This is a genomic window from Janthinobacterium violaceinigrum, assembly GCF_009208555.1.
In the GTDB taxonomy this organism is placed as follows: domain Bacteria; phylum Pseudomonadota; class Gammaproteobacteria; order Burkholderiales; family Burkholderiaceae_D; genus Janthinobacterium; species Janthinobacterium violaceinigrum.
The window spans coordinates 54,764-80,292 of record NZ_WFLI01000028.1 but is presented as its reverse complement, the minus strand read 5'-3'; the positions used below and the strand labels follow the sequence as shown (position 1 = coordinate 80,292).

Sequence of the window (25,529 nt, the reverse complement as noted above, 5' to 3'; positions counted from 1 at the left end):
GCCCGTGTTTGCCGCCATGGCGCAGGCAGGCTGTGACAGCGATGATGACGACGGCCTGCTGCGCCGCCGCCGTCGCCAGCAGGCCCAGTGCCCAGATGGCGCCCCGGTGCGTGTTCACGCCGTCCGTGGCTGCCAGCATCAGCACCTCGCCTTCGCGGCCGATGGCGCCGATGCGCTGGCGCAGGCCGTCGTCATCATCGCTGTCACAGCCTGCCTGCGCCATGGCGGCAAACACGGGCTGCAGCACGCAAGCCGAGTGGCACATCAGGGCCCAGTTCAAGTCCGCGTGGGCGCCCCGGCTGCGCAGATCGACGAGGCCCGGTTTCGGCGTCAGGGTCACTTCATCGAGCAGCGCCTGCAGCACCTGCCGCGCCAGCGCCGCAGGGCGTACCTGCACCGGCACTGTCGTCATCATTGTGGTCATCATTACCAGCTCCTGAATTTGGCGGGGGGTTGATACAGGCCGTCGGACCATTCGACTAGGTCGGCGATGCTTTTTGCCGCCAGCAGCGAGCGGTTCGCTGCACCGCGCTGCACGCCAATATCCTCGGGCAGCGCGATCAAGCCATCGGCGCGCAGTTTCGCCGTCGTCTTCGGATCGTGCCGCAGGCCGATCGGCGTCACGCCGGCAACAGCCGCCAGCATGGCCTTGCGCTCGTCGAGCGAACGGGCCTTGTACAGGTAGGCGATGCCCTCTTCCGTCAGCACGTGGGTGACGTCGTCGCCATAGATCATCACGGGCGCCAGCGGCATGCCGCTGGCCTGGCCCACGGCGACGGCGTCGAGCGATTCGACGATGGTGGGCTGGCCGCCGTCCTGGAACGTTTCGACCATCTGCACCACCAGCTTCTTGCCGCGCGCGAGCGGATCGTCCGTCTCGATCAGGTCCAGCCAGGCCGGTGTCGGGTGGCGCCGGCCGTGCGGATCGTGGCCCATGTTGGGCGCGCCGCCAAAGCCGGCCAGCCGGCCGTTGGTGACGGTGGACGAGTTGCCCAGGCCATCCATCTGCAGGGTGGCGCCGATGAACAGGTCGACCGCATACTGGCCCGCCAGCTGGCACAGGGCGCGGTTCGAGCGCATGGAGCCGTCGCGGCCCGTGAAGAACACGTCGGGCCGGGCCGCCGCATAGCCTTCCATGCCCAGCTCCGCGCCGAAGCAGTGCACGCTCTCGACCCAGCCCGTCTCGATGGCGGGAATCAGGGTGGGATGGGGATTGAGCACCCAGTTGCGGCAAATCTTGCCCTTCAAGCCCAGCTGCTCGCCGTAGGTGGGCAAAATCAGCTCGATGGCGGCCGTATTGAAGCCGATGCCGTGATTGAGCGACTGCACCTGGTGTTTTTCATACACGCCGCGGATCGCCATCATGGCCATCAGCACGTGCACGGGCTTGATCACACGCGGGTCGCGGGTGAACAGCGGTTCAATGAAAAACGGCTTGTCGGACTGCACGACGAAATCGATCCACGAACCGGGCACGTCGACGCGCGGCAAGTCGCTGACGTCGTCGACGATCTGGTTGACCTGGGCGATGACGATGCCGTCGCGGAAGGCGGCCGATTCCACCAGGGTGGGCGTGTCTTCCGTGCTGGGGCCCGTGTACAGATTGCCCTGGCGGTCGGCCATGTAGCCGGCCACCATGACGACGTTGGGCGTAAGGTCGACGAACAGGCGCGCATACAGCTCGATATAGGTGTGAATGGCACCCACTTCCAGCAAACCATCCTGCAGGAACTGGGCGATGCGCAGGCTTTGCGTGCCGGCAAAGGAAAAATCGAGCTTGCGGGCGATGCCCCGCTCGAACAAGTCCAGGTGTTCGGGCAGGCTGACGCTGGGCATGATCAGGTGCAGATGGTGGATCTTGTCGGGGTTGACCTTAGTCAACATGCGGGCGAGAAAGTCGGCCTGCTTCTGGTTATTGCCTTCGAGGACGACGCGGTCGCCCGGCGCAAGCAGCGCTTCGAGCACGGCGACCATGTCGCCCTGTTGCAGCACGGGGCCGCTCGCGTACTGGCGCACGGCGTCGAGACGACGGCGCTTCTCCGTGCGCCGCGTGTCCCATTGTTTTTGCCGCTGCGCTGGCGCTGCTGTGGCGGTTGACATCATGCCTCCGGAATGAGCTATCGAAGCCTGACGATAGAACGAAAGCGTCACCGCGACAATCAACCTGCTACCATGTTCATTACCCTGAAGTTAATGAACTGCCATAAAAGAGGCTAGCCATGGCCATCAACGAAGAAATCACCTTGAAAAAGCTGGAAGTGTTTCTCAGCTTTATGGAATTGAACAACCTGGCGCGGGTGGCCGATGCGCTGGGCCAGAGCACGGTCAGCGTGCACCGCGCCCTGCATTCGCTGGAAGACGGCTTGCGCTGCCCCCTGTTCAAGCGCGAGGGGCGCAGCCTGATCCCCCTGCATGCGGCCTACACCTTTGCCGAATCGGCGCGGCGCGCGCTGGCCGAGTGCGAGGAAGGCGTGCGCAAGGTGCGCGAAATGTCGGGCATCAACCCCGTGCGCCTGAAGATCGGTTCGCTGTATTCCCTGACCCTGCACTGCATCCCGCAGCTGGTGATCGCCCTGAAGCTGCGCCGGCCGGGCCTGGACATCGACCTGACCCTGGGCTCGAACCGCGACCTGCTGCAAAGCCTGGCCGATGGCAGGCTGGACGCCATCATCGTCGGCGTGCAGGAAGACGAACAGCATGCGGGTCTGGTCGCCGTGCCCCTGTTCCAGGACGACATCTTCCTGGCCGCGCCGCTGGCTTCGCCCTATGCGGGGGCCGCTTCGGTGGACTTGCAGCAGCTGCGCGACGACAAATTCGTCACGCTCAACGAGGGATTCGTCACCTCGCAAAGCTTCAACCACGCATTTGAACTGGCGGGATTCGTGCCCGACACGGCCATGCGCGTGGGCGACATATTCTCGCTGATCAACCTGGTGAGCGGCGGCATCGGCTACAGCCTGCTGCCCGGCCGCGTGCGCGCCTTCAGCTCGCGCATCGAACTGCTGCCGCTGGACGCCCGCTACGGCTCGCACCAGCAAATCACCCTGCTGATGCTGAGCAGCCGCGAGCGCGACCCGAACTTGCTGGCGCTGGCGGCGGAGTGCAGGTTGTATGGGCGCCGAGAGCCTGCTGGTGCGTGATTACCCCGAACATCAAGAAAGCTGGGGTCGGACCCTGAGGGTCCGACCCCGGAACTTGCCTTGGGGGTGAACTTAAATAGCACTATCCCACGGCGCCGACAACCGCACGGCGCAGTTGATGAGTCCCACCATCGAATACGTCTGCGGGAAATTCCCCCACATCTCGCCCGTCACAGGGTGCGTGTCTTCCGACAGCAAGCCCAGGTGGTTGCGCGCCATTAGCATCGTTTCGAAGATCTTGCGCGCTTCGTCCTTCCTGCCGATGCGGGCCAGGGCGTCGATGCGCCAGAAGGTGCAGATGTTGAAGGCTGTTTCCGGTTTGCCGAAGTCGTCGGGCGCTTCGTAGCGGCGCATGTAGGGGCCGTCGCACAGCGATGCTTCCAGCGCGTCGACGGTGGCGATGAAACGGGGGTCCATGGGGTCGATGAAGTTGACTTCCGCCATCAGCAAGACGGAGGCATCGAGGTCGCGTCCGCCCAGGCTTTCCGCGAAGGCCTGGCGCTCTTCGCTCCACGCTTCGCGCAGCAGGCGTTCGCGGATCAACACCGCGCGGCTGTTCCAGTGGTCAGCGCGGTCGTCCAGGCCCAGTTTATGCGCGACCTTGGCCAGGCGGTCGCAGGCCGCCCAGCTCATCAGCATGGATGAAGTGTGGACCCTGGCCCGCGTGCGCAGTTCCCACATGCCCGCGTCCGGCTCCGCATGCAGGCGGAAGGCCTGGTCGCCCACGGCTTCCAGCGCGGCAAACTCGGCTTTTCCCGCCCGGTGGAACAAGCGGTGATCGAGGAAGGCTTGCGCGGCGCCCAAGACAATGTTGCCGTAGACGTCGTGCTGGAAGTGTTCCTGCGCCTGGTTGCCCACGCGCACGGGACCGTTGCCCCGGTAGCCGGGCAAGTGGTCGAGTATGGATTCGGGCAACTGCTCTTCCAGGCCGATGCCGTACAGTGGCTGGATGTGGCCGCCTTTCGAGCGGGCGACGATATTCGTCAGCCAGCGCAGGTATTCCTCCATCGTGCCCACTTCCGACAGGCTGTTCAAGGCGCGCACGACAAAGAAGGCGTCGCGCAGCCAGCAATAGCGGTAATCCCAGTTGCGGCTGCTGCCCGGTGCTTCGGGAATGCTGGTGGTCATGGCGGCGATGATGGCGCCCGTGTCCTCATATAAAGACAGTTTCAGCGTGATGGCGGCGCGGATGACCACGTCCTGCCATTCCAGCGGCACGGCCAGGCGGCGCGTGTAGGTGCGCCAGTAGTTGATGGTTTCCTTCTCGAAGATGCGCGCCGTCTCGTCGATGCCGCCGGCCAGGGTTTCATCGGGCCCCAACAGGAAGTTGGCCGTGCCGCCCAGCACGAAATACGTTTCGCTCAGCACATAGTTGAGCGAAACATCGGTGTTCAGGCGCAAGGTCTGTTCCGGCCCCACATAGCGGATGTGGTGGCTGCCCTGCGTGATCTGCGGCGCCAGCTTGCCCCAGTCGTAGCGGGGACGCAGGCGCACGCGGATGCGCACGGCGTGGTCGAGCGGGCGGACCCGGCGGATCAGCATCAGCGGGCGGAACATGCGGTCGCGGCTGAGGAAGCGGGGGGCGAAATCCGTGATTTCCACGCCGCGCCCCTGCGTGTCGTACAGCCGCGTGCGCAGTACGGCCGTGTTCGGCTCGTAGACTTGCTCGCTGCGGGCAAAGTTTTCAATGTCGATGGCCCAGACGCTGCCGTTTTCAGTGCCGTCCAACAAGCGGTTGAAGACGGGATCGCCATCGAAACGGGGCAGGCAGGACCAGACGACCTGCCCTGCCTGGTCGATCAGGGCGCTGAAGGCGCAATTGCCCACCACGCCGCAGTTGAGGGATGCTTGCGCGGGCGCGCCGCCGGTGGTGTCATCAGTTGTCATCATCTGCTCCTTCAGGGGATACGGAGGCGGCCAGCAGCGCGGCGCGCAAGGCGCCGGGACTGGCCAGGCGCAAGGTGGCGGCGCTGGGGCCGCTGCCCACTTTCACGCCCTGCCCGCCTGCTTGTTGGACATAGGCAAAGCCTGCCTCGTCGGTGGTGTCGTCGCCCGCGAACACGGGCCGGCGGCCGGCGAACGGGGTTTCCTGCATGAAGGCGGCGATGGCGCCGCCCTTGTCCGTGGCGGCCGGCTTGGCTTCGAGGACCATTTTGCCATGCAATAGCAAAATCCCCGGGCACGCTTGCACGGCCGCCGTCATTTCCTGCAAACACAATTGCTCCAGTTGCGGCGCCAGCCGGTAATGCAGGGCCACGGCGCCCCGCTTCTGTTCCACCAGCAAGCCGGGATAGAGCGCGGCCAGCGCCTGGGCGCGCGCCAGCACGGGCGACACGTCGGGCGTGGCCGCCACGGTAAACCTGCCGTCGGCGCCGCGCCGCTCCACGCCATGCACGCCCGCCACCGGCACGACCAGGGGCGCCAGCATGGCGTCGATCTGCGCCACGGGACGCCCGGAAATGAGGGCCAGCGCCCCGCCATGGCGCTCGGCCAGCAGCGCCAGCGCTTCCACCACGCCCGGTTCCAGGCGCACGCCGTCGGGCGTGGATGCCAGGTCGACCAGGGTGCCGTCGAAATCGAGGAAGACGGCCGTCCCGGGCGCACTCAGCAGCTGCAACAGCGCCGCACCATCATCCATGAAAGCCTCCATCACATCCCCTTGCGCCGCTTGATGCGGCTGTGGGCGTCGATCTTGGTCATGACCTTGTCGCGCTGGCGCAAACGGGCCGCGTCCAGCAGCATGCGCCCGGCCCAGCGGTAGACATTGAAATGCTTGACTCTGGCCCGCATGCTCTTCATGCGCTCGCGCTGTTCCACGGGCGGCATCACGAGGGCCCGGTACAGGGCGTCGGCGCCCTGCTCGATGTGATACGGGTTGATGATCAGCGCTTCGTGCAATTCGCGCGCCGCGCCCGTGAACTGCGACAGCACCAGCACGCCCATCTCGTCGTCGCGCGCGGCAATGAATTCCTTGGCCACCAGGTTCATGCCGTCATGCAAGCTTGTCACCATGCACACTTCCGACGCGCGGAAATAGCGCTGCAAGTCGTCCTGGCCATGGTGCTCCGCCTTCAGCAGGATGGGCACATAGTCGCCGCTGCCGAAACGGCGGTTGATGCGCTCGACCATCTTGCGCACGCGGGCATCGAAACTTTGATATTCATCGAGCGAAGCGCGGCTGGGGGCGGCGATTTGCACGAAAGTAAAATTGCCCACCATGCCGGGCTGCAGCTCCAGCATGCGCTCGACGGCCTGGAAGCGCTCGACGATGCCTTTCGTGTAATCGAGGCGGTCGACGCCGATGCCCAGCAAGTGGTCTTGCGCCACGCCCAGCTCGCTGCGAATCTGCGCGCGGCACGTGGCCACGTCGGGCTGCGCCGGGTCGTCCTCGGGCCAGGCGATGGAAATCGGGTAATCCTCGACCTGCGTCATCTCGCCGCCGTAGGAAATGACGGACGCTTCCGGCTCTATGCGCGTTTCCAGGTAACGGTCCACCGTTTCGAGGAAATTCTTGCGGTGGAATGGCGTGTGGAAACCCAGGATAGTGCTGCCCAGCAAGCCGTCGAGGATTTCCTCGCGCCATGGGCAAATGCCGAACGATTCCGAGTTCGGCCACGGGATGTGCCAGAAAGTGATGATCGTCGCCTTCGGCAAGGCTTCGCGCACCATGCGCGGCAGCAAGGCGAAGTGGTAATCCTGCACCAGCACGACGGGATTGTCCGTCTTCGCTTCGGCGATCACGGCGTCGGCAAAGCGGCGGTTGACCTTCACATACTGGTCCCAGTCGGACGAGCGGAACACGGGGCGCACGTGGGCGATATGGCACAGCGGCCACATGCCTTCATTGGCGAAGCCATAATAGTAGCCCTGCTCTTCTTCTTCCGTCAGCCACACGCGGCGCAAGGTGTAGCTGGGATTGTCGGGCGGCACGGGCACATGGTCGAACTTGTCCACCGTCTCGCGGTCGGCGGAACCGGCACCATGCGCGATCCACGTGCCGGAACAGGCGCGCATCACGGCTTCCACGGCCGTCACCAGGCCGCTGGCGGGGCGTTGCACGGCAATGCCGGCATCCGTTTTCGTGTGGATGTACGGCTCGCGGTTCGACACGACCAGCACTTGATCTCCCGCAAGATCCGCTTCCAGCAAGCCGCGCAGTTTCTCCGGCGTCCAGTCGGATGACCAGCCGTTGTCGCCCTGGCGTTCCAGATGGTATTCCTGCAGCAATTCGCGCAAGTCGCCGATCAGCGGCTGCATTTCCGGCGGCGGCGCGGGCGCGGCGGCGGGCGCCGTGGCGGCGGCCACGGCGCCATTGCTCTTGGGCAGCAACTCGCCCCGCAAGATATCTTTCACGGCCGACAGCCAGCCGCGCCAGCTCAGGTGGGCGACGAACACGGTCATCAGGGAAATCAGCACGGCCAGCACGGCCAGGAAGGCAAAGATGAAACGCTTGGTATCCGTATTGCGGCGCTCGACAAAGCTCATGTCCTGCACCAGCACCAGGCGGCCCAGCTGGGTGGCATCCTGCATGACGGGCGTTTCGCTGAGGTGGACTTGCCCTTGCGGCAATTGCGCGAGGGATTTGTACATGCCGCCCGTGGGAGGCGTGCTCCAGCAGCCGATGGAACTTGGGTATTGCGCGGACTGGTACAGCAAGTGGCCCGCGTTGTCGCAAAAGCCGATGGCGATCAGGCGTTCGTCGCGCGTGGCGCCCTGGAACAGTTCAGCGATGCGGGTGGCGTCTTGCGCGGGCAGGTATTCGATGAGCGAGGGCCGGAGGGTTCCAGCGAGCAATTCCGCCCGGCTGTCGAGATCGCGCACATACCAGCGCAGGGTAATGTTGTCGAGCAGGGGTACCACAATATAGGCAAACAATCCCAGCACGAGGGCCAGTGGCAGGATGAAGCGCAAGGACATTCGCAGTGATCGTACTATCATCGGTTTCCTTTGCAAAAACAAAAAGCATGGCAAGTATGACTATGTTTCCAATGCGGCGACGCCCGTTTGCTTTCCGTATTGAAACGTCAACGTGGCATGGCGCAGCGCAGCAATTTCTTCCAGTATCCACCTTGATGCAGGTCTTATCCGTACGGCAACGCACGCCCCCGTTACGCCATCTGCCCGTAAAATAGCCGCTTCCGACATCCATTCCATTTAAAAACAAGGAGTTTTCGCCTATGGATCTCAGCACGTTCCACTCGCTGATGGGAGGCCCGCTGCGCTCGGCGCTGACCGTGCTCGTTTCCGCCCTGCTCGTCACCCTGGTCGCCATCGGCGTGCACCGGGCCGGCATCGGTTTACTGAAAAGGCTGGCCAACGGCCGCCCGTTCACCACCAACGCCACGCGCGTGGCCTTCCGCGCCAGCCAGCTGTGCGTGATCGTCTTCGGCCTGCGCATGGTGCTGGCCGGCGCGCCCGACGATACGCCGGGCCTCGTTGCCATGTCGCATGTCACCAGCGTGGCGCTGATCATCGCGCTGACCTGGCTGGCCATGCAATGCATCCAGGCCCTGTCCATCACGATTTCCGAAGTCAACCCCGTCGACGTGGCCGACAACCTGCGCGCGCGCCGCCTGATCACGCAAGCCCGCGTGCTCACGCGCAGCGCGCACGCCATCGTCGTCATCCTGGGCCTGGCCTTCGTGCTGCTGACCCTGCCCGGCGCGCGCCAGATCGGCGCCAGCCTGCTCGCCTCGGCCGGCGTGGCGGGCCTGGTGGCCGGTATCGCCGCCCGTCCCGTGCTGGGCAACTTCATTGCTGGGCTGCAGATTGCGTTTTCGCAACCCATCCGCATCGATGACGTACTGATCGTCAATGGCGAATGGGGCAAGGTCGAGGAAATCAAGGGCACGTATGTCGTCGTGCGCGTGTGGGACGAGCGCCGCCTGATCGTGCCGCTGCAGTGGTTCATAGAAAATCCGTTCGAGAACTGGACGCACAGCTCGTCCACCCTGCTGGGCACGGTGTTCCTGTGGCTCGATTTCAGCATCCCGCTCGACCCGCTGCGCGCGGAGCTCACGCGCATCTGCGAATCGGCCACGCAATGGGATGGCCGCGTCTGCACCGTGCAGGCGACGGATTCGAACGAGCGGGCCGTGCGCGTGCGCTTCCTCGTCAGTGCGGCAGATTCGGGCCTGGCTTTCGAGCTGCGCTGCATCGTGCGCGAACAGATGCTGGCCTTTATCACGGCCCGCTATCCGCACGGCCTGCCCCGTTTGCGCTCCACGCACGACCCCGTCGAGGTGCACGCCATGCAGGCGCAGAACGACAGCGTGTCGCTGTACAAGGCGTAAAGAAACCGTGCGGCGCGCTGCCCTTGCCGGCGCGCCGCTACAATGGGCCGCATGAGCACCACTGCTTGGTTCATCCTGATCGGCTGCCTGATGCTGGCGCGCGGCCTGGGCGCCGACGGCATTGCGCGCCTGCCCTTGACATCGGCCATCGCTTACCTGGGCGTGGGCCTGCTGCTGGGGCCCATGTTTCTCGGCCTGTTTGCGTTCGACCTGGTGCAGCAGGCGCCCCTGCTGGAAACCCTGACGGAAATCGCCGTCCTCATCTCCCTGTTTTCCGCCGGCGTCAAGATGCCCGTGCCGTTCAGCCTGGCGCGCTGGCTGCCGCCGCTGCGCCTGGCGTGGCTGTCGATGGCCCTGTCCGTGGCCCTGGTGGCCGCCTTTGCCTGCCTGGTGCTGGGCCTGCCCCTGGGCGCGGGCGTGCTGCTGGGCGCCATCCTCGCGCCCACCGACCCCGTGCTGGCCACGGACGTGCAGCTGCGCCATGCGGGCGACAGCGAACAATTGCGCTTCATGCTGACCAGCGAAGCGGGCATGAACGATGGCAGCGGCTTTCCTTTCGTCATGCTGGGCCTGGGCCTGCTGGGCCTGCATGAGCTGGGTCCCCATGGCGCCACCTGGCTGTGGCGCGATCTGTTGTGGGCCAGCGGGGCAGCCATCGCCCTCGGTGCGGCCGGCGGCGCGCTGCTGGCGTGGCTGGGCTGGCAGGTACGGGCCAAGGAACCGAAGCATGCGATGCTGGACGACCTGGCGGCCCTGGGCCTGATCGCCTGCGTGTACGGCGTGGCCACGTGGCTGCACGCCTGGGGCTTCCTGGCCGTGTTCTTTGCGGGCGTGGCCCTGCGCCAGACGGAGCTGCGGCTGGCCGGCGCGCCCAAGGACCGGCAAGGCTTGCTGCAGGCGCAAGAAACCCATACCGTGTCCGCCACCCAGCCGCACGACAGCGAAGTGCCGCTGACCGTCAGCGGCGAGTCGCTCGTCTTCAAGGAACATCTGGAACGGCTGTCCGAACTGACCCTGGTGCTGCTGCTGGGCGGCGCCGTCATGGCTGCCGCCTGGAGCTGGCGGGCGTGGAGCGTGGCGCTGTTCCTGCTGCTGGTGGCGCGCCCGGCCAGCGTGATGCTCGGCTTGCTGGCCTCGGGCACCAGCGTGCGCCTGCGGGGCCTGGCGGCCTGGTTCGGCGTGCGCGGCATCGGCTCGCTGTACTACCTCAGCTACGCCATCGCGCATGGCTTGCCGCGCGGGCTGGCGCGCGAACTGGCCGACATCACCCTGGTCGTCGTCATCCTGTCCATCATCGCGCACGGCTTGACGGTCAAGCCCCTGCTGGAACGCTACTGGCGCAAATAGGCACGCGCCGGCCCCGTTTGTCATTGCTACACAGCAATCTTTTGTCAATCGCCCCTATGCTGGGCAGAAATGTTGTTAAGATAATTAAAAACAGCCAAGAGAGAATCAATGAAACGAAGAAGCGTGCTGGGACTGGGTGTCTCACTGGCCCTGCTGCAAACGGGCTGCGCCACCGATCCGGCCAGGCTGGCGTGGGAAACGGAATTTGACGGCTTCATGCGCGATGGCCTGGCCCGCACGGAAACGCCGGGCATGGGCGTGGCCGTGGTGCGCGGCGAGCAAACCATTTTCGCGCGCGGCTATGGCTGGGCAGATATCCAGGCCGGCAAGAAGGCCGACGCCAGCACGGTGTTTCATATCGCCTCAGTCAGCAAGCTCGTCACGGCCACGGCCATCATGATGCTGCTGGAGCAGGGCGCCTTCCAGCTGGACGACAAGGTGGCGGCCTATCTGGACTTCCCGCTCATGCACCCGAAGTTTCCCGACGTGCCCATCACCTTTCGCCATCTGCTCAACCATACCTCGGGCATTTCCGATGCCGTGTACGAAAAGACGACGGCGTTTGCCGTGCAGGGCGACCCGCGCCTGCCCCTGCGCGACTTCGTCAAGGGCTACCTGTCGCGCGGCGGCGCCTGGTATGACGCGGATGTGTCGTTTGCCGCCCGGCCCGGCACGGAATGGCGCTACAGCAATGTGGGCATCGCCCTGCTTGGCTATCTGGTAGGCCGCGTGAACCCCGACGGCCTCGACGCCTTTGCGCACGAGCACCTGTTCGAGCCGCTGGGCATGGACAGCACGGCCTGGAACCTGGCCGGCTTGCCGCGGCGCGCCGTCGTCGCCCAGCCGTATGCGCACAAGGAACCGGGCCTGCAAGTGCTGCCGCCCGTCGGCTATCCGGACTGGCCGGCGGGACTGCTGCGCAGTTCGGCGCATGACTTTGCCCGGTTCCTGGCCATCTTCAGCAATGGCGGCCGGGTCGATGGCCACCGCTATTTGCAAGATGCCACCCTGCAATCCTTTTTTGCCCCGCAAGCGGCCCCCGTCGTGCCTGCCGATTCGTCCGTGCGCCAGGCCCTGGTCTGGCAGCTGCGCGACGTGGACGGCAGGACCCTGGCCACGCACAGCGGCGGCGACCCGGGCGCCGCCTCCGTCGTCTGCGTCGACCGCGCCAGCAGGACAGCCGTGCTGGCCTTCGCCAACGTCAGCGCCGACAAGGAGTTTCGTTCATTCCAGAAAGAAGTCGTGCAGCGCCTGCTCGCGCATGGCGGCAGCGGCGCGCCCGCTGCCAAAAAGGCCTAAGCGAAGGCCTAGGCGCCGAACCAGCCGCGCAGCTTGTCGGCGGCCCGTTCCTTGACGTCGGCCGTAATGTAGGTGGCGACCGTGGCGACGGCCGCCGCCAGCACGGCCAGGTCGTCCGCATAGCCGACCACGGGCGTGATGTCGGGAATCGCATCGATGGGCGAAATGAAGTAGCCGAGCGCGCCATAAATCGCCGTCTTGGCCCACAGCGGGGTATTCGGCTGCTGCGCCGCGTAGTACAGCCACAGGGCTTTCTCGATGACTTCGCGCCCCGCCGTCTTGGCGAACTTGACGACCTTGTCCCAGAAACTGTCATCCGTGTATTTCTTTTCATACTGCTTGTCGGCCTGGGGGGCGTGGTCTTCTTCCAGATTCTTTTTTCTGCCAAACATCTGCTGCTCCTGTCTGCCGCGCACGGCGTTACGAATGCGCACCTTAGCATAACGGCGCGCCGGGCGCGCGGCGGGCAGGGTAAGCTATCGTCATGGAAATTTCTGCCACCACCACGGCCCGCGCCGCCGGCTTGCGCTACACGGGCGACCACCAGAACGGTATCGCCCGCCTGGGCAAGCCCGGCAAGTTCCGCTACCGCGACGGGGATGGCCTGATCCTGCGCGATGACGCCACCCTGGCGCGCATCAAGGCGCTGGCCATTCCCCCTGCCTGGACGGACGTCTGGATCTGCCCGCGCGCGAATGGCCACCTGCAGGCGACGGGGCGCGATGCGCGGGGCCGCAAGCAATACCGCTACCATGCGCGCTGGCGCCAGGTGCGCGACGAAGTCAAGTACGAGCGCATGCTCAGCTTTGGCAACGCCCTGCCCGCCATCCGCGCCGCCGTCGCACGCGGCATGCAGCTGCCCGGCTTGCCCCGTGAAAAAGTACTGGCCACCATCGTGCACCTGCTGGAATTGACGATGATGCGCATCGGTAACGAAGAATACGCGCGCACCAATAAATCGTTCGGCCTGACCACCTTGCGCACGCGCCATGTGCACGTCGATGGCAGCGCCGTGGCCTTCCACTTCAAGGGCAAGAGCGGCGTGCGCCACGATATCCGCCTCAGCGACCGGCGCCTGGCCAGGGTGCTGCAGCGCATGCGCGAGCTGCCGGGACAGGAACTGTTTCAATACGTGGATGAAGATGGCGGGCGCCATGGCATCGATTCGGGCGACGTCAACGATTACCTGCGCACCGTGACGGGCGAAGAGTACACGGCCAAGGATTTCCGCACCTGGTCCGGCACCCTGCTGGCGGCGCTGGCCCTGCAGGCGTTCGAGCAGGTCGATTCCGAGGCGCAAGCGAAGAAAAACATCGTGCAGGCGATCGAGTCGGTAGCAAAAAAGCTGGGCAACACGCCGACCATCTGCCGCAAATGCTATGTGCACCCGGCCGTGCTGGAATCGTATCTGGATGGCAGTTTATTGGAAGGCATGCGCGCGCGGGCGCGGCAGCAGTTGCAGGAAGACTTGCCGGCGCTGGCACCGGAGGAAGCGGCCGTGCTGGCCTTGCTGCAGCAGCGCCTGCAAGGCGCCGCACCCATCAAGCCTGGCGCCCCGGCTGGGGCTGGCAACGGGCCGACAGCTTGAAGGCATCGCTGTTACACAGCGGCATGCTCTGATGGCCTGCATCGCGCGCCACGGGCGCCACGGGCGCCGGTGCGCTATCGGCCGGCTGCGTGTCGCCCATATTGACGAAGGTGGCGGCCAGGGTCGAGAGCGTAAACAGGCAGATCAGCAGGAATGGCTTGTTCAAGTGAATGGACTGGTCTGGCTTTTGCATCGCATACTCCGTCGGACTGGTTGGCTGTTGCAGCATGAACATCATCATCGCGTGTTTCCGCAAGGCATACAATCAGACAGTTTCGACAAGATGGGTAGGACAGCGCTGACAGGCTCAGCCATGGCGGGAAGCACGGTGGCTGCCGATATGCCCCCTCAGCGCTTCCACCTCCTGCGGTCAGTGCACATGGCAGTCAGGTGTATCTTCCCTGCGTCATCAACCGTGCGTCCTGTTATCACATCCACGTTTTCCCACACCAAAATCTGCTGCAACCGGGGGGTGCAAAACATTTCGTCCCAGCGCTGCCTGCGCCCGGCATTTATCTTGTAGCGGGCCTTATTCTTGATTTCATCTGGAAGTTCAAGAAAGTCAGGATTTTTAGTAGTGAAATCAACGACATAGGCCCGCACGGGCGCCTTTACCGCCTTGCTGAAGCCGCGATACACCAAGCCATCCCGGGAAGCATCCGACACACTGAGATCCTTGCCATAGGCTTCGAGCCGGGTATGCAGCATGTCATCCGAGGAACAGCCTAGGATGATGGTCAACAAGAAGCAGGAAAAAATACACTTATTCATATATACAAGTTAAATTTTTCTCAATTCCATCATTTTAACAACGGACACACCTGCCCGGCCGAAAATCGCGGAATGACGTGTCGGCAGAATTGACAGGATTATGTTCAGTACGCGTCTGCCAGCATTCAAGCCCCTGTTTTATAAAGATTATTTATTCAGGAATGCTTCCTGCTTGACCTCTTGTCTGGGCACGCTTGGCGCCAGTCAACGGGGGGAACCATCATGGGCTTCATCAAACAGGTGCTGCTGGCGCTGCTGCTGTGCGCAATGTCCGCCGCGCATGCCGCCACCATCGGCTACACGGCAACCGCGCTGGGCGGCACGCAGTGGCGCTACGACTACACCGTCAGCAATACCACCCTGGCCATCCCCATCGCGGAATTCACCTTGTTCTTCAGCGTGGGCCAGTACGCCAACCTGCACAACGTTTCCACGGCGCCCGGTTGGGACGTGCTGCTGGTGCAGCCCGACGTGGCCATTCCCGCCAGCGGCTACCTCGACGCGCTGGCGCTGGCCGGCGGCATCATTCCCGGTGCCACGGCCTCGGGCTTTTCCGTCACCTTCGATTACCTGGGCGCGGGCAGTCCCGGCGCCCAGCCGTTTTCCATCGTCGACCCCGTCTCCTTCATCGAGCTCGAGACGGGCCTCACGCAGCCGGCCGCCATCGCCCTGCCCTCCACTTCATGGCTGCTGCTGGCCGGCATGCTGGCCCTGGCCTGCCTGCGGCGGCGCCAGCTGGCTGTCGCTGTGCTGGCCGCGGCGCTGGCGCCGGGCCTGTGCGCGTGCGGCGGCCCCAACGACCCCACGCAGCCGCCCACGCCCAAAGTCATGCTGGCCGCCGCGGCCGCCAGCGTCCAGGCGGCCGGGGACTTCGAAGTGACCTTGCTGGAAAAAGTGGCCGAACAGCGCGTGAGCCGCACGGCCTGGGACTACACTTACCGCGTGCACATCCGCAACAACAGCAGCGAGGCGGCCAGCAATGTACGGGCCGTGCTGGCCAGCGTGCCCGAAGGCAGCACCATCATCGATGGCGACGTGCTGGCCGGCAGCATCGACGCGGGCGCCACCGTCACGCCCGACGACACCATCACCTTGCGCATCGAACGCGACATTGCCTTCCAGAGCGATGCCCTGGCGTGGACCTTCAGCGCCAACGGCAGCATCGACCTCGATCCCGTGCGGCCCGCGCAGGTGGTCGTGCTGTCGCTGGCCGAGCTGGGTTTGACGGACGGCGCCGACAGCGTCAAGGCCAGCGGCGCCGTCACGGACGTGCTGCTGCAGGACGGCAGCCTGCGCTTTTCCACGCCCGGCGACACGGGCGCGGACCAGCACGCGCAGTTTTTCCTCAGCAAGGGCAACAGCGTCACCACTCTGAACTTGCTGATCCAGACGGAACTGCCCACGGCCGTGGAAACCTACGTGGAGCCGGACGACGACGGCAACGTGCCCGCCACGGCGCCCGTGCTGGCCATCACGGGGCTGGGGCCAAACAACCGCCTGCAGCCGGCCGCCCTGGAATTTCGCCTGGTGGGCGCCGCCCCCACGACCCTGCAGGACGACAGCGACGGCCTGCTGTCGATGCCGGGCGGCGCCTCCGTCAGCCTCAAGCAATTTTGGGTCTACGATGCGGCCAGCAACAGTTTCCGCATCAGCGCTGCCGCCATGCAGCAGATGCTGGTGCTCCTGCCCAACGGCGTCTACGAGATAAACCTCAATTTCGTTTCGCAGGACGGCGAATTTACGGCCAGCTATGCCTTGATCGCCATCAAGTCCGGTGCCGCGCTGCAAGGCCAGCTGCGCACGCCGGCGGGCGGCAACGCCACGGGACTGGCTGGCAAGAAAATGCTGTTGACCGGCTATAACAGCCACCAGCGCCAGGTGGCCGTGGTCGACGCCACGGGCGCCTTCCATTTCGATGGCGTGCTGCCCGATACCTACCAGCTGACCTTGAATGACCTCGTCCACCCGGGCGTGGTCAGCGTCAGCACCGCCGTCTTCGACAACAGCACCACCATCAACGTGGCCATCGTCTACCCGTACGGCCCCGGCCTGGCCCAGCGCGCCGTGCCGCAAGGCTACGTGGCCGCCACGGTCACGCAGGATGGCGCCGGTCCGCCCGCGCGCGCCGAAACGGCCGTGCCCCGTGCCATGCCGGACGTGACGCCGCAGGATGACGAAGGCAGCAAGGAGTTCACGGCCACGGCGGCCGCGCAAAACCAGACCGTCAGCGTACCCGTCAGTTACACGGTGCCGAAAGGCACGAAAAACGTGGGCGTGAAAATCACCGTCAGGACGGCCGAGTACCCCGTCTACACGACGGCGCAAAGCCAGTACAACGATACCTGGTCCTACTCCGTCACCGGTTTGCCCGGGGTCAACCTGGCTGCCGCGGGCGCCGTCAACCAGAGCCACTTCACGCAGGGCACGATCGTCAAGACGGATTGCGTCGACGTCAGCAAGCAAACAAAGGATGGGGCATTGACCCTGGGCGGCAATGTCAGCGCGACGAATATCGGCGACAGCTTCCTGCCCACCGTGACGACGGTGGAACTGAGCCTCGTGTGCAAGGGTTTGAAGGTGACGCAGGCGAAATTCCTCTCGCCAAACAAGGCCGGCCACCCCGTGCTGCAGCCCATCAAGCTGACGGGCAATTTGCCGGGACCGTATGTCTCCGTGTCGCAAGGCGCGACCACGGCCACGCATACCTTGCCGCTGGAACTGCACTACACGCCGGCGGCGGCGACGATCACGGAAGTCAACATCGGCATTTCGGCCGGCGGTGGCAATCCCGCCTTCAGCACGGTGAATTTACTGTCTCAGGTCAATACCAAGAGTCCCGGCAAGGTGAAGTTTCCCGGCCTGGTGCTGCCCGTCTTCGCCGGTGACAAGCTCGACAAGAAGGCCGTCATCACGGTACGCCTGAAGGGCCGCATCGACAATACCGATGCCAGCTCCGACCCGGCCGAAGGGGGGCAAGTGGAATTGAAGGGCGACACGGCCTACATTCCCCTGTACCTGGCCAACAATGAAGCGGCGCTGGCGGCGCGACGCTACGGCACGCGCGATGCGGGCGGCGATTCGTGGGCCACGCGCCTGGCCATCGCCTGGCTGGCGGGCAATGCCTACCGCTTCGACGACATCAGCGGCCAGCACGTGACGCAGACGGCGGCGGGCCGCTCCATCCTCGGCCACAGCGGCCACAGCGACGGCCAGCAGATCGACTTGCGCTACGCGGACGGCACGGGCGGCTACACGGATGCGCTGGGCGGCCAGGGCAATGGCGCCGCCATCAAGAAGCTGATCGCCGACGCGAAGGCGGAAGTGGTGGCCAACCCGGCGCAAAAGCCGAAGCTGGCGGCCTTGGTGGCATGGATCGCGGCCAACCGCGCCATGCTGGCCCAGGAAGCGTTGCCGGCCAGGACGCGCGTCGTCTACATCGGTCCCAGCTTCGTCAAGCTGGCCCTCGTCGACGGGCGCTTTTCCGCCAATGCCGCCGACAAGATCCCCGGCGCGGGCGCCTGGCTCAAGCCCATCAAGGTGCATATCGAGAAAGGACATTTGAGCCACTGGCACATCAGCCTGACGGCCCATCCGTGAAGGGATGCCGCGATGGCGTCAGGCGGGCAAGTCGGACAGTTCCAGCTCCGAAAACCCGGCCCGGCGCCGCGCTTCCAGGTTGAACGGGCCGCGCAGGGTGGGCGCTTCGTAGCGCAGCGCCAGCTCCGCATACGTGGCGCGCAATTCCAGCCCCCGCTGATCGCACAGGTAGCCATACCAGCGGTTACCGATTTCCACGTGCCCCACTTCATCGCGCAGGATGATGTCGAGGATGGCGGCGGCGGCCATGTCGCCCGCCTGCGCCAGCTTGGCGCGCAGCGGGGGAATCGCATCGAGTCCCCGCGCTTCCAGCGTGCGCGGCACCAGCGCCATGCGCGCCAGCACGTCGCCGCGCGTCTTGTCGACCATTTCCCACAGGCTGTCGTGGCCGGGAAAGTCGCCATACGTGTGGCCGAGCACCTGCAGGTGCGCCTGCAGCATGGCAAAGTGCGTGGCTTCCTCTTGCGCCACGCGCAGCCAGTCCGTGTAGTATTCAAAGGGCAGGTCCGGGAAGCGCCACAGGGCGTCGAGGGCCAGATTCATGGCGTTGAATTCGATATGCGCGAGCGCGTGCACCAGCATGGCGCGCCCTTCCGGCGTGATCATCGAGCGCCGTCCCACGAGGCGCGGCGGCACCAGTTCCGGACGCTCGGGACGGCCCGGCACAGGGCCGGCCGGCGCCAGCGGCGCCCGCGCGTCGAGCTCCAGCGGCGCGCCGGCCATGGCCGCCACCATCGCCACCTTGGTGGCCGGGTCCCGTTCCAGCAGGCAGGCCAGCGCATACGCGCGCAGCTCAGACGGCGCGGCGGGAGTCAGTGGAGATGATGCGTGCATGGTGCTTCCTTCGTGCGCGTTCTTGAACAAGGGGCGCAGTGTATCAAATTGCCTGCCCCAGCAGCCAGTCCAGCAGCGCCTGCACTCTGGCCGGCAGCGCGGCGCGCGCGCCGTGCACGAGGTAATACGCCTGCGGGCTGGCCAGGTCGAAGCCGCCGAACGGCAAGACCAGCTGGCCGCTGTCCAGCCACGGCTGCACCAGCCGGCGCCGGCCCATGGCCACGCCCGCGTGGTGGATGGCCGCCTGCGCGCACAGGTCGGCGCGGTCGAAACGCAGGCTGCGCGCGGGCAGGTTCACCTCCGGCGCCTGCGATTCCAGCCACAGCCGCCACTCGGCATCGGGCGCGCAGGCGGGCCAGGCCAGGGTGTCGTGCAGGACCGTCGCGCCTGACAAATTGTGCGGCGCATCCAGCAAGCCATGTTCGCGCGCATAATCCGGACTGCAGACGGGCGCCAGCCATTCGTCCATCAGCTTGCGCGCTGCCAGGCCGGGAAAGCTGCCGTCGCCGTAATGCAGCGCCAGGTCCACCTGGCCGGCGCGAAAGTCCACGCTGTCATTGCCCACACGCAAGTCAATCGACAAGTCCGGATACTGCGCCGCCAACCCGGCCAGGCGCGGCACCAGCCAGCACTGGGCGATGGACGGACGCGCATGCACGGTGATGCTGCCCGCCAGCGCGTCGCCGCCCGCAATGGCCGCGTGCAAGCCGTCCCAGCCCGTTTGCAGGGCGGCGAAGATGCGTTCGCCATCGGGTGTCAGTCTGACTTGCCGCGTCAGGCGCTCGAACAGCCGCATGCCCAGGCTGTCCTCCAGGCGCGCGATGCGGTGGCTGACGGCGCTGGGCGTGAGCGCCAGTTCCTGCGCGGCCAGCGCGAAACTGGAATGACGCGCCGCCACGAGAAACGTGTGCAAGTTAGCGAACTGGCTGGCCGTAAGCCTGGCCACCATGGGCACGCCGGATGGCATCACGCGGCTCCGGCAGCCAGCAGGGCGCGCCCCCGCGCCACGTAGGCGGCCATTTCCTCCTGCGGCACCATGCTGCCGCCCGTGCCCCACACCAGGTGCGTGGCCCGCGGCAGATTCGCCTGGTATTGCGGTGCGGCCAGCACGGGAGGAATGCCTGCGAAACCGGCCACGGCCGACGGCTCCAGGCGCAAGCCTTGCGTTTGTTCAAGCGTCGCCAGCAAGCGGTACAGTTCTTCATCCGTGACGGTGGCGTAGCCGTCGATCAGCCGCTGCATGGCGCGCCCCACGAAACCGGACGGGCGTCCCACGGCCAGGCCATCGGCGGCCGTGACATTGTCGATGCCGATCTCCTGCACGCTGATCTGCTCGTGCAAGCCCGTATGCACGCCCAGCAGCATGCATGGCGAATGGGTCGGTTCGACGAACACGCAGTGGACGCAATCGCCAAACGCCAGCTTCAGGCCGAAGGCCACGCCGCCGGGGCCGCCGCCCACGCCGCAGGGCAAGTACACGAACAGGGGGTGATCCGCATCGACGGCGACGCCCGCCGCTTCGAACTGTTGCTTCAGACGCTGGCCCGCCACCGCGTAGCCGAGAAACAGGTCGTGCGAGTTTTCATCGTCGACGAAGTGGCAGGCGGGGTCGCCCTCCGCCTGCTTGCGCCCCGCTTCCACGGCCACGCTGTAGTCGGTCGCATATTCCACCACCGTGACGCCATGCGCGCGCAATTTATCCTTTTTCCACTGGCGCGCGTCAGCCGACATGTGCACGGTGGCGCGAAAGCCCAGGCGCGCGCTCATGATGCCGATCGACAGGCCCAGGTTGCCCGTGGAGCCGACGGCGATCGCATACTGGCCGAAGAACGCCCGCACGGCGTCGCTGGCCAGCACGCTGTAATCGTCGCCCTCTTTCAGCAGGCCCGCATCGAGCGCCAGCATTTCCGCATGTTTCAGCACTTCATAGATGCCGCCGCGCGCCTTGATCGAGCCGGAAATGGGCAAATGGCTATCCTGCTTGAGCCACAGCTGCCCGATCGTCATGCCCAAGGCGGCCTGCATGGCGGGCAGCGGCACGACGGGCGACTCGATGATGCCGCCGCTGGCCTGCGTTTGCGGAAAAGCCTTGGCCAGGTAGGGCGCGAAACGCGCCAGGCGCGCGCTGGCCTGCGCCACATCGTGGGCCGTCAAGCCCACATCGTCCAAGCCTTCGGCGGCCGGCGCGATGCGGGGGTTGAACCAGCTCAAGGGCTGCAAGGCCATCAATTCTGTAATCAGGGGAAATTGCTCGCGCAAGGCGGCGATGGCGGGTGTGGGCAACATGGCTAGCTCGTGAAGGAACAAACCATGATTAGACCGCATCCGGGCGCCGCTGGCAAAGGATGGTTGGTCAGGCTATGGGTGACGGGGCATCATGTGTAAGCCAACCTATTGATCCTATACCACCTAAAATATCTATCCCACAGTGGAGCGAAGAGAATATGAAAAAATTTTATCAAATATTTAGCAATGAAAGATTAGGTTATGACTTTCAGCTCACCCATATGCACATCCGCAATTACTCCACCAAGCCTTCACATTCAAACCTTGAAATTAGATATTTTCAAATTTGCCAAAAAAGTATGGAAATCTGATCGAGCCTGATTTTTTGAGTTTATTTTCATCAAGAAAATTTCATAAATTTCATTTATCTTATCAACATCCATCAATTTTCCGTCATCACCAAAACCCTCAATTAGCTTATGCATGAACCCATCAAAATCCTTCTTTTTTTCATAAAGATTGTTAATTTTTATGCGGAATTCCTCTTTTGTTTCCTTTGTCCCATAATCGCGAATATACCTGTGAATTAACGGAATATTTATGGTCGTTATGAATATTGAATCCTCCTCGCCAAACTTCTCAAAGGTTTCAATAGACTCTTCAATATTCATTAAATTTGGTTTTATTTTTATTTTATTTGCTTCCGATTTCGCAGCAAGAATTTGCCTTATCACCTCTTCAATTGCATCGTTAATTTTACTACTCAATTCTATTTTTTGCTTTTTTTTTGAGATTCAGCTTCACGCTTTGAATATTTACCTTCCTCAAGAATTGAGTTAATTATTTGAGAAATGTATGGTTTTATGCAAGATCGAATATCTTCATCGGCAATTCGACGTACCTCATCATCAAATATTGCTGCGGCTCCAGAACTGTTACGGACATTAACTGAAGCCACGGCATTAACTCCAGGAGTTATCTTCTTTAATGATAAGTTTCCATTAACATCCACTTTGAGATCGAACTGAGTTCCGGTCAAACAAAGTTCTTTCACCACAGATACAGCTTTATCCACTTTACTCTCTGCCGCCATTGAATTTGACAACACAAACACTAAAGCTAACGGGGCAATACTGAAAATTCTCAATTTCATATAAAATCCTCTCTTGTTATTCCTCATTCAACTGGTAGATATATGCCATATACCATATGCAATCTTCCGAACAAAAACCATTTTTTGGTTCAATAAAGATTATCACTATCATAAAAATTTTCACGACGGCTGGCAAATATATCGCATGCATCAGATATTTCCACCCACACAAGGGTCTTCTGACAAAGACATCAGTACAGGAAGTTCATTGTGGGCAACATAAAGAATGATGAATTGCCGTTCTTAATCATCACGAATATTCTTCGAACAATATTTCCACTGCGTAGTTGCGGTGCCCCTCTAGCATAACGAATTTCCGAGAAGAAAAACTCTCACATTGTCACATTAGCGTGGACAATTGCTTCTAACTACTTAAGTTCGGCTCGCGTGGAATCTAAAGATCAGATACCACGCCAGAGCATCATTCAAACTGGACTAGTACTTACGGTCATCCGAAAAGCGTGTGAAGAAAAATATCGGTTGTCAATTGTCGATTTTAAACGACGCAGAAAACACGCCCGTCACAAGCACAATCTTGCCGTGCGTATAGACGTCAAAACTGCTGAGCTTATTCTTAAACAACATGCGCACCAAGGGACTTGACAGTAAGTACTTGGCGAATCCCCGAACACGTGAAAAAATTTCACTCACAAACCGCACGCACCCTCTTCCTTGCAGGCTAGAAGGCGCGGCTTTTCTTAAAACTTCAGCTGCAGCCCCACATCAATCGACCTGCCCTCGGCCGGCAGCGCCTGCAGCGCGCCGCCGTTCGCCTTCAGGCCCGACAGGTAGACGCCGCCCAGCGGGTCCGCATACGCGCGGTTGAACAGGTTGCTGACGCCCGCGCTCAGGCTGGCCATCTTGCCCAGCGCGACGCTGCTGCGCAGGTTGACGAGCGCGTAGCCGCCCGTCTCCGGTTCCAGACGGCGCGCATCGACCTTGTCCTTGCGGGCAACGATCTTCGTTTCGATGCGGCTGCTCCAGGCGCCCAGCTTGTGTTCGAGGGCCAGCACGGCGTTGAGCGGCATCATGCGGTACAGGTCGCCGCCATCGCTGCGCTTGCCCCGCGTGTAGGCCGCATTGCCGCTGGCAATCAAGCTGCCCCACTGGCTGCTGCGCGCCAGCGGCAGCTGCCACGCCAGGTTCACGCCGTACAACCTGGCGTCATGGTTGGCAAAACGCAGCAAGTTGCCGTTGGCGCCCATCTTCATGTACGGATGGAAAGACGCCAGCACATCGGCATCGATGTAATTGTCGACCTTGCTGTAGTAGGGGTTGACGCGCAGGAACCAGCCCTCCTCGCCGCCGCCATGCCAGTCGGCCGTCAATGCCGCCGTGTAAGCCGTCTCGGGCTTGAGGTCGATATCGCCCACATAGCCGTTGCCGTCGCCAAACCAGTTGGTCATCGTCATGGCCATCGAGCCGCGGCCCCACGAGTAGCGCTCATACAGGTTGGGCGAACGCACCTTGCGCGCCAGTGCGAATTCATAGCTGCTGGCAGTGTCCGGCGTGAAAGTGGCTTGCGCCGAGGCGTCGATATTCGTGTCGCGCCGGCTGCGGCTGCGCGCATTGAAGGCGGCGGCCGCCATGGAATCGGCCATGTTCATCATGTTGGTACCGTACGATTGCACGGCGCCCGTGTCCATGCGCACGGATTCGCCACGCAAGCCCAGCACGCTGGTCCAGCGCGCATCGTGGCGCGTTTCCAGTTCACCAAACAGCACGGTGCGGTCACGCTTGCCGTCATTGATGTTCAGATAGGTGCGCGGCCCCATCATCATGGAACCGGGCACGGCCGGCCAGTAATCGTCGAGGTGGAAGCCGTGCCATTCCTGGCCCAGGCGCAACTCGCCCGCAGCCATCGGCAGGCTGGCCATCAGCGCATAGCCCGTATTGCGCCCGTGCGTGAGCATCGGCATCGTGCCCGTGCGCTCGCTGCTGAAAAAGCCCATTTCATGGTCCGTCTGCTGCCAGTAGGCACGCGCGTCGAGCACACCCCAGCCAAACTCGCCCCGGTAAGCGAGATTGGCGAACTGGCCGTGGTTGTCCGTCATGTCCATGTACTGGTTGGGAAAGCCCTGGTACGGGATGTACTGCACGCCCGCGCGTAAGGTCAGCTGCTGGCCCTGGCCTTTTGCCGCCAGCACGATGGCCTGGTTGATGCTCTCAAACATGCTGCCCAGCACCTTGTTGCCGTGGCCATCTTCATAGCTGTGCCCCCGCGTGTAGGCGCCGCTGTAGCCGATGCTGAACATGGCGCTGGCGGCCGACGCGTTCACGCTGGTCGCCACGCTGTTGTTGACGCTGCGTCCCGACACGGCAATGCTGCCTTGCGTCAGCAGCCCCGCGCCGGACTGGGCGAACACGGGCGCGTTGGATTGCACTTCGATGGTGCCGGCGATGCTGTCGCCGCCCGCGCTGACGGGTGTCACGCCCGCGATCAGGCGGATGCGCTGCACCTGTTGCGGGTCGATGTACGACAGGGGCGCATTCATGTGATTGGCGCAGGCCGACGTCAGTTCCATGCCATCGATGCGGATCTTGATGCGGTCATCCGCAAAGCCATTGACCACTGGCAAACCGGACACGCCGCCGCCGGCCGCCACGCTGTAGCCGGGCGTGCTCGACAGCATCAGCGCCGTGTCGGCGGCGGGACGGTAGCCGTCGCCTATGGCCGTGACGATGACTTTCATTTCGGGCAGGACATCTTCGCTGCGCGTTTGGGCTACGGCGGGCATGGCGATGGCGAGGGACATCAATAAGGAGATATGTTTCATGGTGCTGCTTTCAGATTCTGTATGGGCAAGACGAACGGCCGCCAGCGCACGACGGGTGCGACGCAAGGCAGTTCAGGGAATGGACAGGTCAGAAAGCGGCAGGCGGTCCGCGGGGCTGGACGGGCGTCCAGGCAAACAGGGGCGTGGCGGACTGGTAGAACAGCAGGGGCAGCAAGCCGGTGATCAGCTCGCCGGAAGCCAGCACGAGGGTCGTGGGCGCAATATCGAGGGTGGCCGCATGCATGCTGCAGCACGGGCAATCGCCCATGCGCATGCCGCCCTTGGCGGGATCGGACGCATCCGTGGACAACTTCACGGGCAGCATGTTCATGCCGCCCGCCACGGAACAGATCTCGAAGCTGGGCACGGCCTGGCCGCTGGCGACCGTGAACGCGCGCGACAGGGTGGGGGCGAGCGCAGCCATGAGGATGGCGAGGCACGCGATCCACAGGACGACGACGGCGCGGCCTTGGCGAATAAACATGGCGGCATTATAGCGGCCGC

Annotated in this window: 21 protein-coding genes; 6 read left to right on the top strand and 15 right to left on the bottom strand. The window is 63.6% G+C overall.

Features of this window, described 5'->3' with window-relative positions; translation table 11 throughout:
* Both GCN75_RS20940 and mdcA read right to left on the bottom strand, forming a co-directional pair.
* On the bottom strand, positions 1 to 427 hold a 427-nt coding region (locus tag GCN75_RS20940; protein WP_193317589.1), incomplete at its 3' end, for a triphosphoribosyl-dephospho-CoA synthase.
* Positions 427 to 2,100 (bottom strand): malonate decarboxylase subunit alpha, encoded by a 1,674-nt coding sequence (mdcA, locus tag GCN75_RS20935; protein ID WP_152284125.1) that lies wholly within the window; start codon positions 2,098 to 2,100, stop codon positions 427 to 429. The genes mdcA and GCN75_RS20940, both read right to left, overlap by 1 nt.
* A 119-nt stretch (positions 2,101 to 2,219) precedes the next feature.
* Here mdcA and GCN75_RS20930 point away from each other — a divergent pair, with 119 nt between their 5' ends.
* On the top strand, positions 2,220 to 3,140 hold the full coding sequence (locus GCN75_RS20930) for a LysR family transcriptional regulator (RefSeq protein WP_152284124.1): 921 nt from the start codon (positions 2,220 to 2,222) through the stop codon (positions 3,138 to 3,140).
* 72 nt (positions 3,141 to 3,212) lie between these two features.
* Here GCN75_RS20930 and GCN75_RS20925 read toward each other — a convergent pair whose 3' ends face one another.
* The 3 genes from GCN75_RS20925 to GCN75_RS20915 are packed head-to-tail and all read right to left on the bottom strand — an operon-like array spanning position 3,213 to position 8,057.
* Positions 3,213 to 5,030 carry a glycoside hydrolase family 15 protein gene (locus tag GCN75_RS20925; protein ID WP_152284123.1) on the bottom strand — a complete coding sequence of 606 codons (1,818 nt, stop codon included), beginning with the start codon at positions 5,028 to 5,030 and terminating at the stop codon, positions 3,213 to 3,215.
* Positions 5,017 to 5,778, bottom strand: a complete 762-nt coding sequence (otsB, locus tag GCN75_RS20920) for a trehalose-phosphatase (protein ID WP_193317588.1) — start codon at positions 5,776 to 5,778, stop codon at positions 5,017 to 5,019. The genes GCN75_RS20925 and otsB overlap by 14 nt, the downstream gene beginning before the upstream one ends.
* Before the next feature lie 11 nt (positions 5,779 to 5,789).
* On the bottom strand, positions 5,790 to 8,057 hold the full coding sequence (locus tag GCN75_RS20915; protein ID WP_152284132.1) for an alpha,alpha-trehalose-phosphate synthase (UDP-forming): 2,268 nt from the start codon (positions 8,055 to 8,057) through the stop codon (positions 5,790 to 5,792).
* A 260-nt stretch (positions 8,058 to 8,317) separates the two neighbouring features.
* Here GCN75_RS20915 and GCN75_RS20910 point away from each other — a divergent pair, with 260 nt between their 5' ends.
* From GCN75_RS20910 to GCN75_RS20900, 3 genes are all read left to right on the top strand, one after another.
* The gene (locus tag GCN75_RS20910) at positions 8,318 to 9,433 is read left to right on the top strand and encodes a mechanosensitive ion channel family protein (RefSeq protein WP_152284121.1); all 1,116 of its coding nucleotides are present in this window, start codon (positions 8,318 to 8,320) and stop codon (positions 9,431 to 9,433) included.
* 51 nt (positions 9,434 to 9,484) lie between these two features.
* Positions 9,485 to 10,780: a cation:proton antiporter gene (locus GCN75_RS20905; RefSeq protein ID WP_152284120.1), complete on the top strand. Its 1,296-nt coding sequence runs from the start codon at positions 9,485 to 9,487 to the stop codon at positions 10,778 to 10,780.
* Between the two features lie 108 nt (positions 10,781 to 10,888).
* A complete protein-coding gene (locus GCN75_RS20900; RefSeq protein ID WP_152284119.1) occupies positions 10,889 to 12,079 on the top strand; it encodes a serine hydrolase domain-containing protein in 1,191 nt (396 codons plus the stop codon).
* Positions 12,080 to 12,087: 8 nt separating this feature from the next.
* Here GCN75_RS20900 and GCN75_RS20895 read toward each other — a convergent pair whose 3' ends face one another.
* Positions 12,088 to 12,471 (bottom strand): YkvA family protein, encoded by a 384-nt coding sequence (locus tag GCN75_RS20895; RefSeq protein ID WP_152284118.1) that lies wholly within the window; start codon positions 12,469 to 12,471, stop codon positions 12,088 to 12,090.
* 92 nt (positions 12,472 to 12,563) lie between these two features.
* Between GCN75_RS20895 and GCN75_RS20890 the strand changes: the two genes are divergently transcribed.
* A complete protein-coding gene (locus GCN75_RS20890) occupies positions 12,564 to 13,667 on the top strand; it encodes a DNA topoisomerase IB (protein WP_152284117.1) in 1,104 nt (367 codons plus the stop codon).
* Here GCN75_RS20890 and GCN75_RS20885 read toward each other — a convergent pair.
* Both GCN75_RS20885 and GCN75_RS20880 read right to left on the bottom strand, forming a co-directional pair.
* Complete coding sequence (locus GCN75_RS20885) at positions 13,621 to 13,860, bottom strand: hypothetical protein (RefSeq protein WP_152284116.1); 240 nt, start codon at positions 13,858 to 13,860, stop codon at positions 13,621 to 13,623. The two genes, GCN75_RS20890 and GCN75_RS20885, sit on opposite strands and share 47 nt — an antisense overlap.
* A gap of 155 nt (positions 13,861 to 14,015) precedes the next feature.
* Positions 14,016 to 14,375, bottom strand: coding sequence for a hypothetical protein (locus tag GCN75_RS20880; protein WP_152284115.1), 360 nt, complete (start codon positions 14,373 to 14,375; stop codon positions 14,016 to 14,018).
* Positions 14,376 to 14,660: 285 nt separating this feature from the next.
* On the opposite strand from GCN75_RS20880, the gene GCN75_RS20875 reads away from it, so the two are divergent.
* Positions 14,661 to 18,035 (top strand): hypothetical protein, encoded by a 3,375-nt coding sequence (locus GCN75_RS20875; RefSeq protein WP_152284114.1) that lies wholly within the window; start codon positions 14,661 to 14,663, stop codon positions 18,033 to 18,035.
* A gap of 18 nt (positions 18,036 to 18,053) precedes the next feature.
* Here GCN75_RS20875 and GCN75_RS20870 read toward each other — a convergent pair whose 3' ends face one another.
* The 7 genes from GCN75_RS20870 to GCN75_RS20840 form a co-directional block, all read right to left on the bottom strand.
* Positions 18,054 to 18,869, bottom strand: a complete 816-nt coding sequence (locus GCN75_RS20870) for a ferritin-like domain-containing protein (protein WP_152284113.1) — start codon at positions 18,867 to 18,869, stop codon at positions 18,054 to 18,056.
* Positions 18,870 to 18,912: 43 nt separating this feature from the next.
* Positions 18,913 to 19,836, bottom strand: a complete 924-nt coding sequence (gene dsdC / locus GCN75_RS20865) for a DNA-binding transcriptional regulator DsdC (RefSeq protein ID WP_152284131.1) — start codon at positions 19,834 to 19,836, stop codon at positions 18,913 to 18,915.
* Positions 19,836 to 21,155 (bottom strand): D-serine ammonia-lyase, encoded by a 1,320-nt coding sequence (locus GCN75_RS20860; protein ID WP_152284112.1) that lies wholly within the window; start codon positions 21,153 to 21,155, stop codon positions 19,836 to 19,838. The genes dsdC and GCN75_RS20860 overlap by 1 nt, the downstream gene beginning before the upstream one ends.
* Positions 21,156 to 21,412: 257 nt before the next feature.
* Complete coding sequence (locus GCN75_RS20855; RefSeq protein ID WP_152284111.1) at positions 21,413 to 21,862, bottom strand: hypothetical protein; 450 nt, start codon at positions 21,860 to 21,862, stop codon at positions 21,413 to 21,415.
* 2 nt (positions 21,863 to 21,864) lie between these two features.
* Positions 21,865 to 22,248, bottom strand: a complete 384-nt coding sequence (locus GCN75_RS20850; protein ID WP_152284110.1) for a hypothetical protein — start codon at positions 22,246 to 22,248, stop codon at positions 21,865 to 21,867.
* Positions 22,249 to 22,946: 698 nt separating this feature from the next.
* Complete coding sequence (locus GCN75_RS20845; RefSeq protein WP_152284109.1) at positions 22,947 to 25,025, bottom strand: TonB-dependent receptor; 2,079 nt, start codon at positions 25,023 to 25,025, stop codon at positions 22,947 to 22,949.
* 88 nt (positions 25,026 to 25,113) lie between these two features.
* Positions 25,114 to 25,509, bottom strand: a complete 396-nt coding sequence (locus GCN75_RS20840) for a DUF2946 domain-containing protein (protein ID WP_152284108.1) — start codon at positions 25,507 to 25,509, stop codon at positions 25,114 to 25,116.
* Between the last annotated feature and the right edge of the window lie 20 nt (positions 25,510 to 25,529).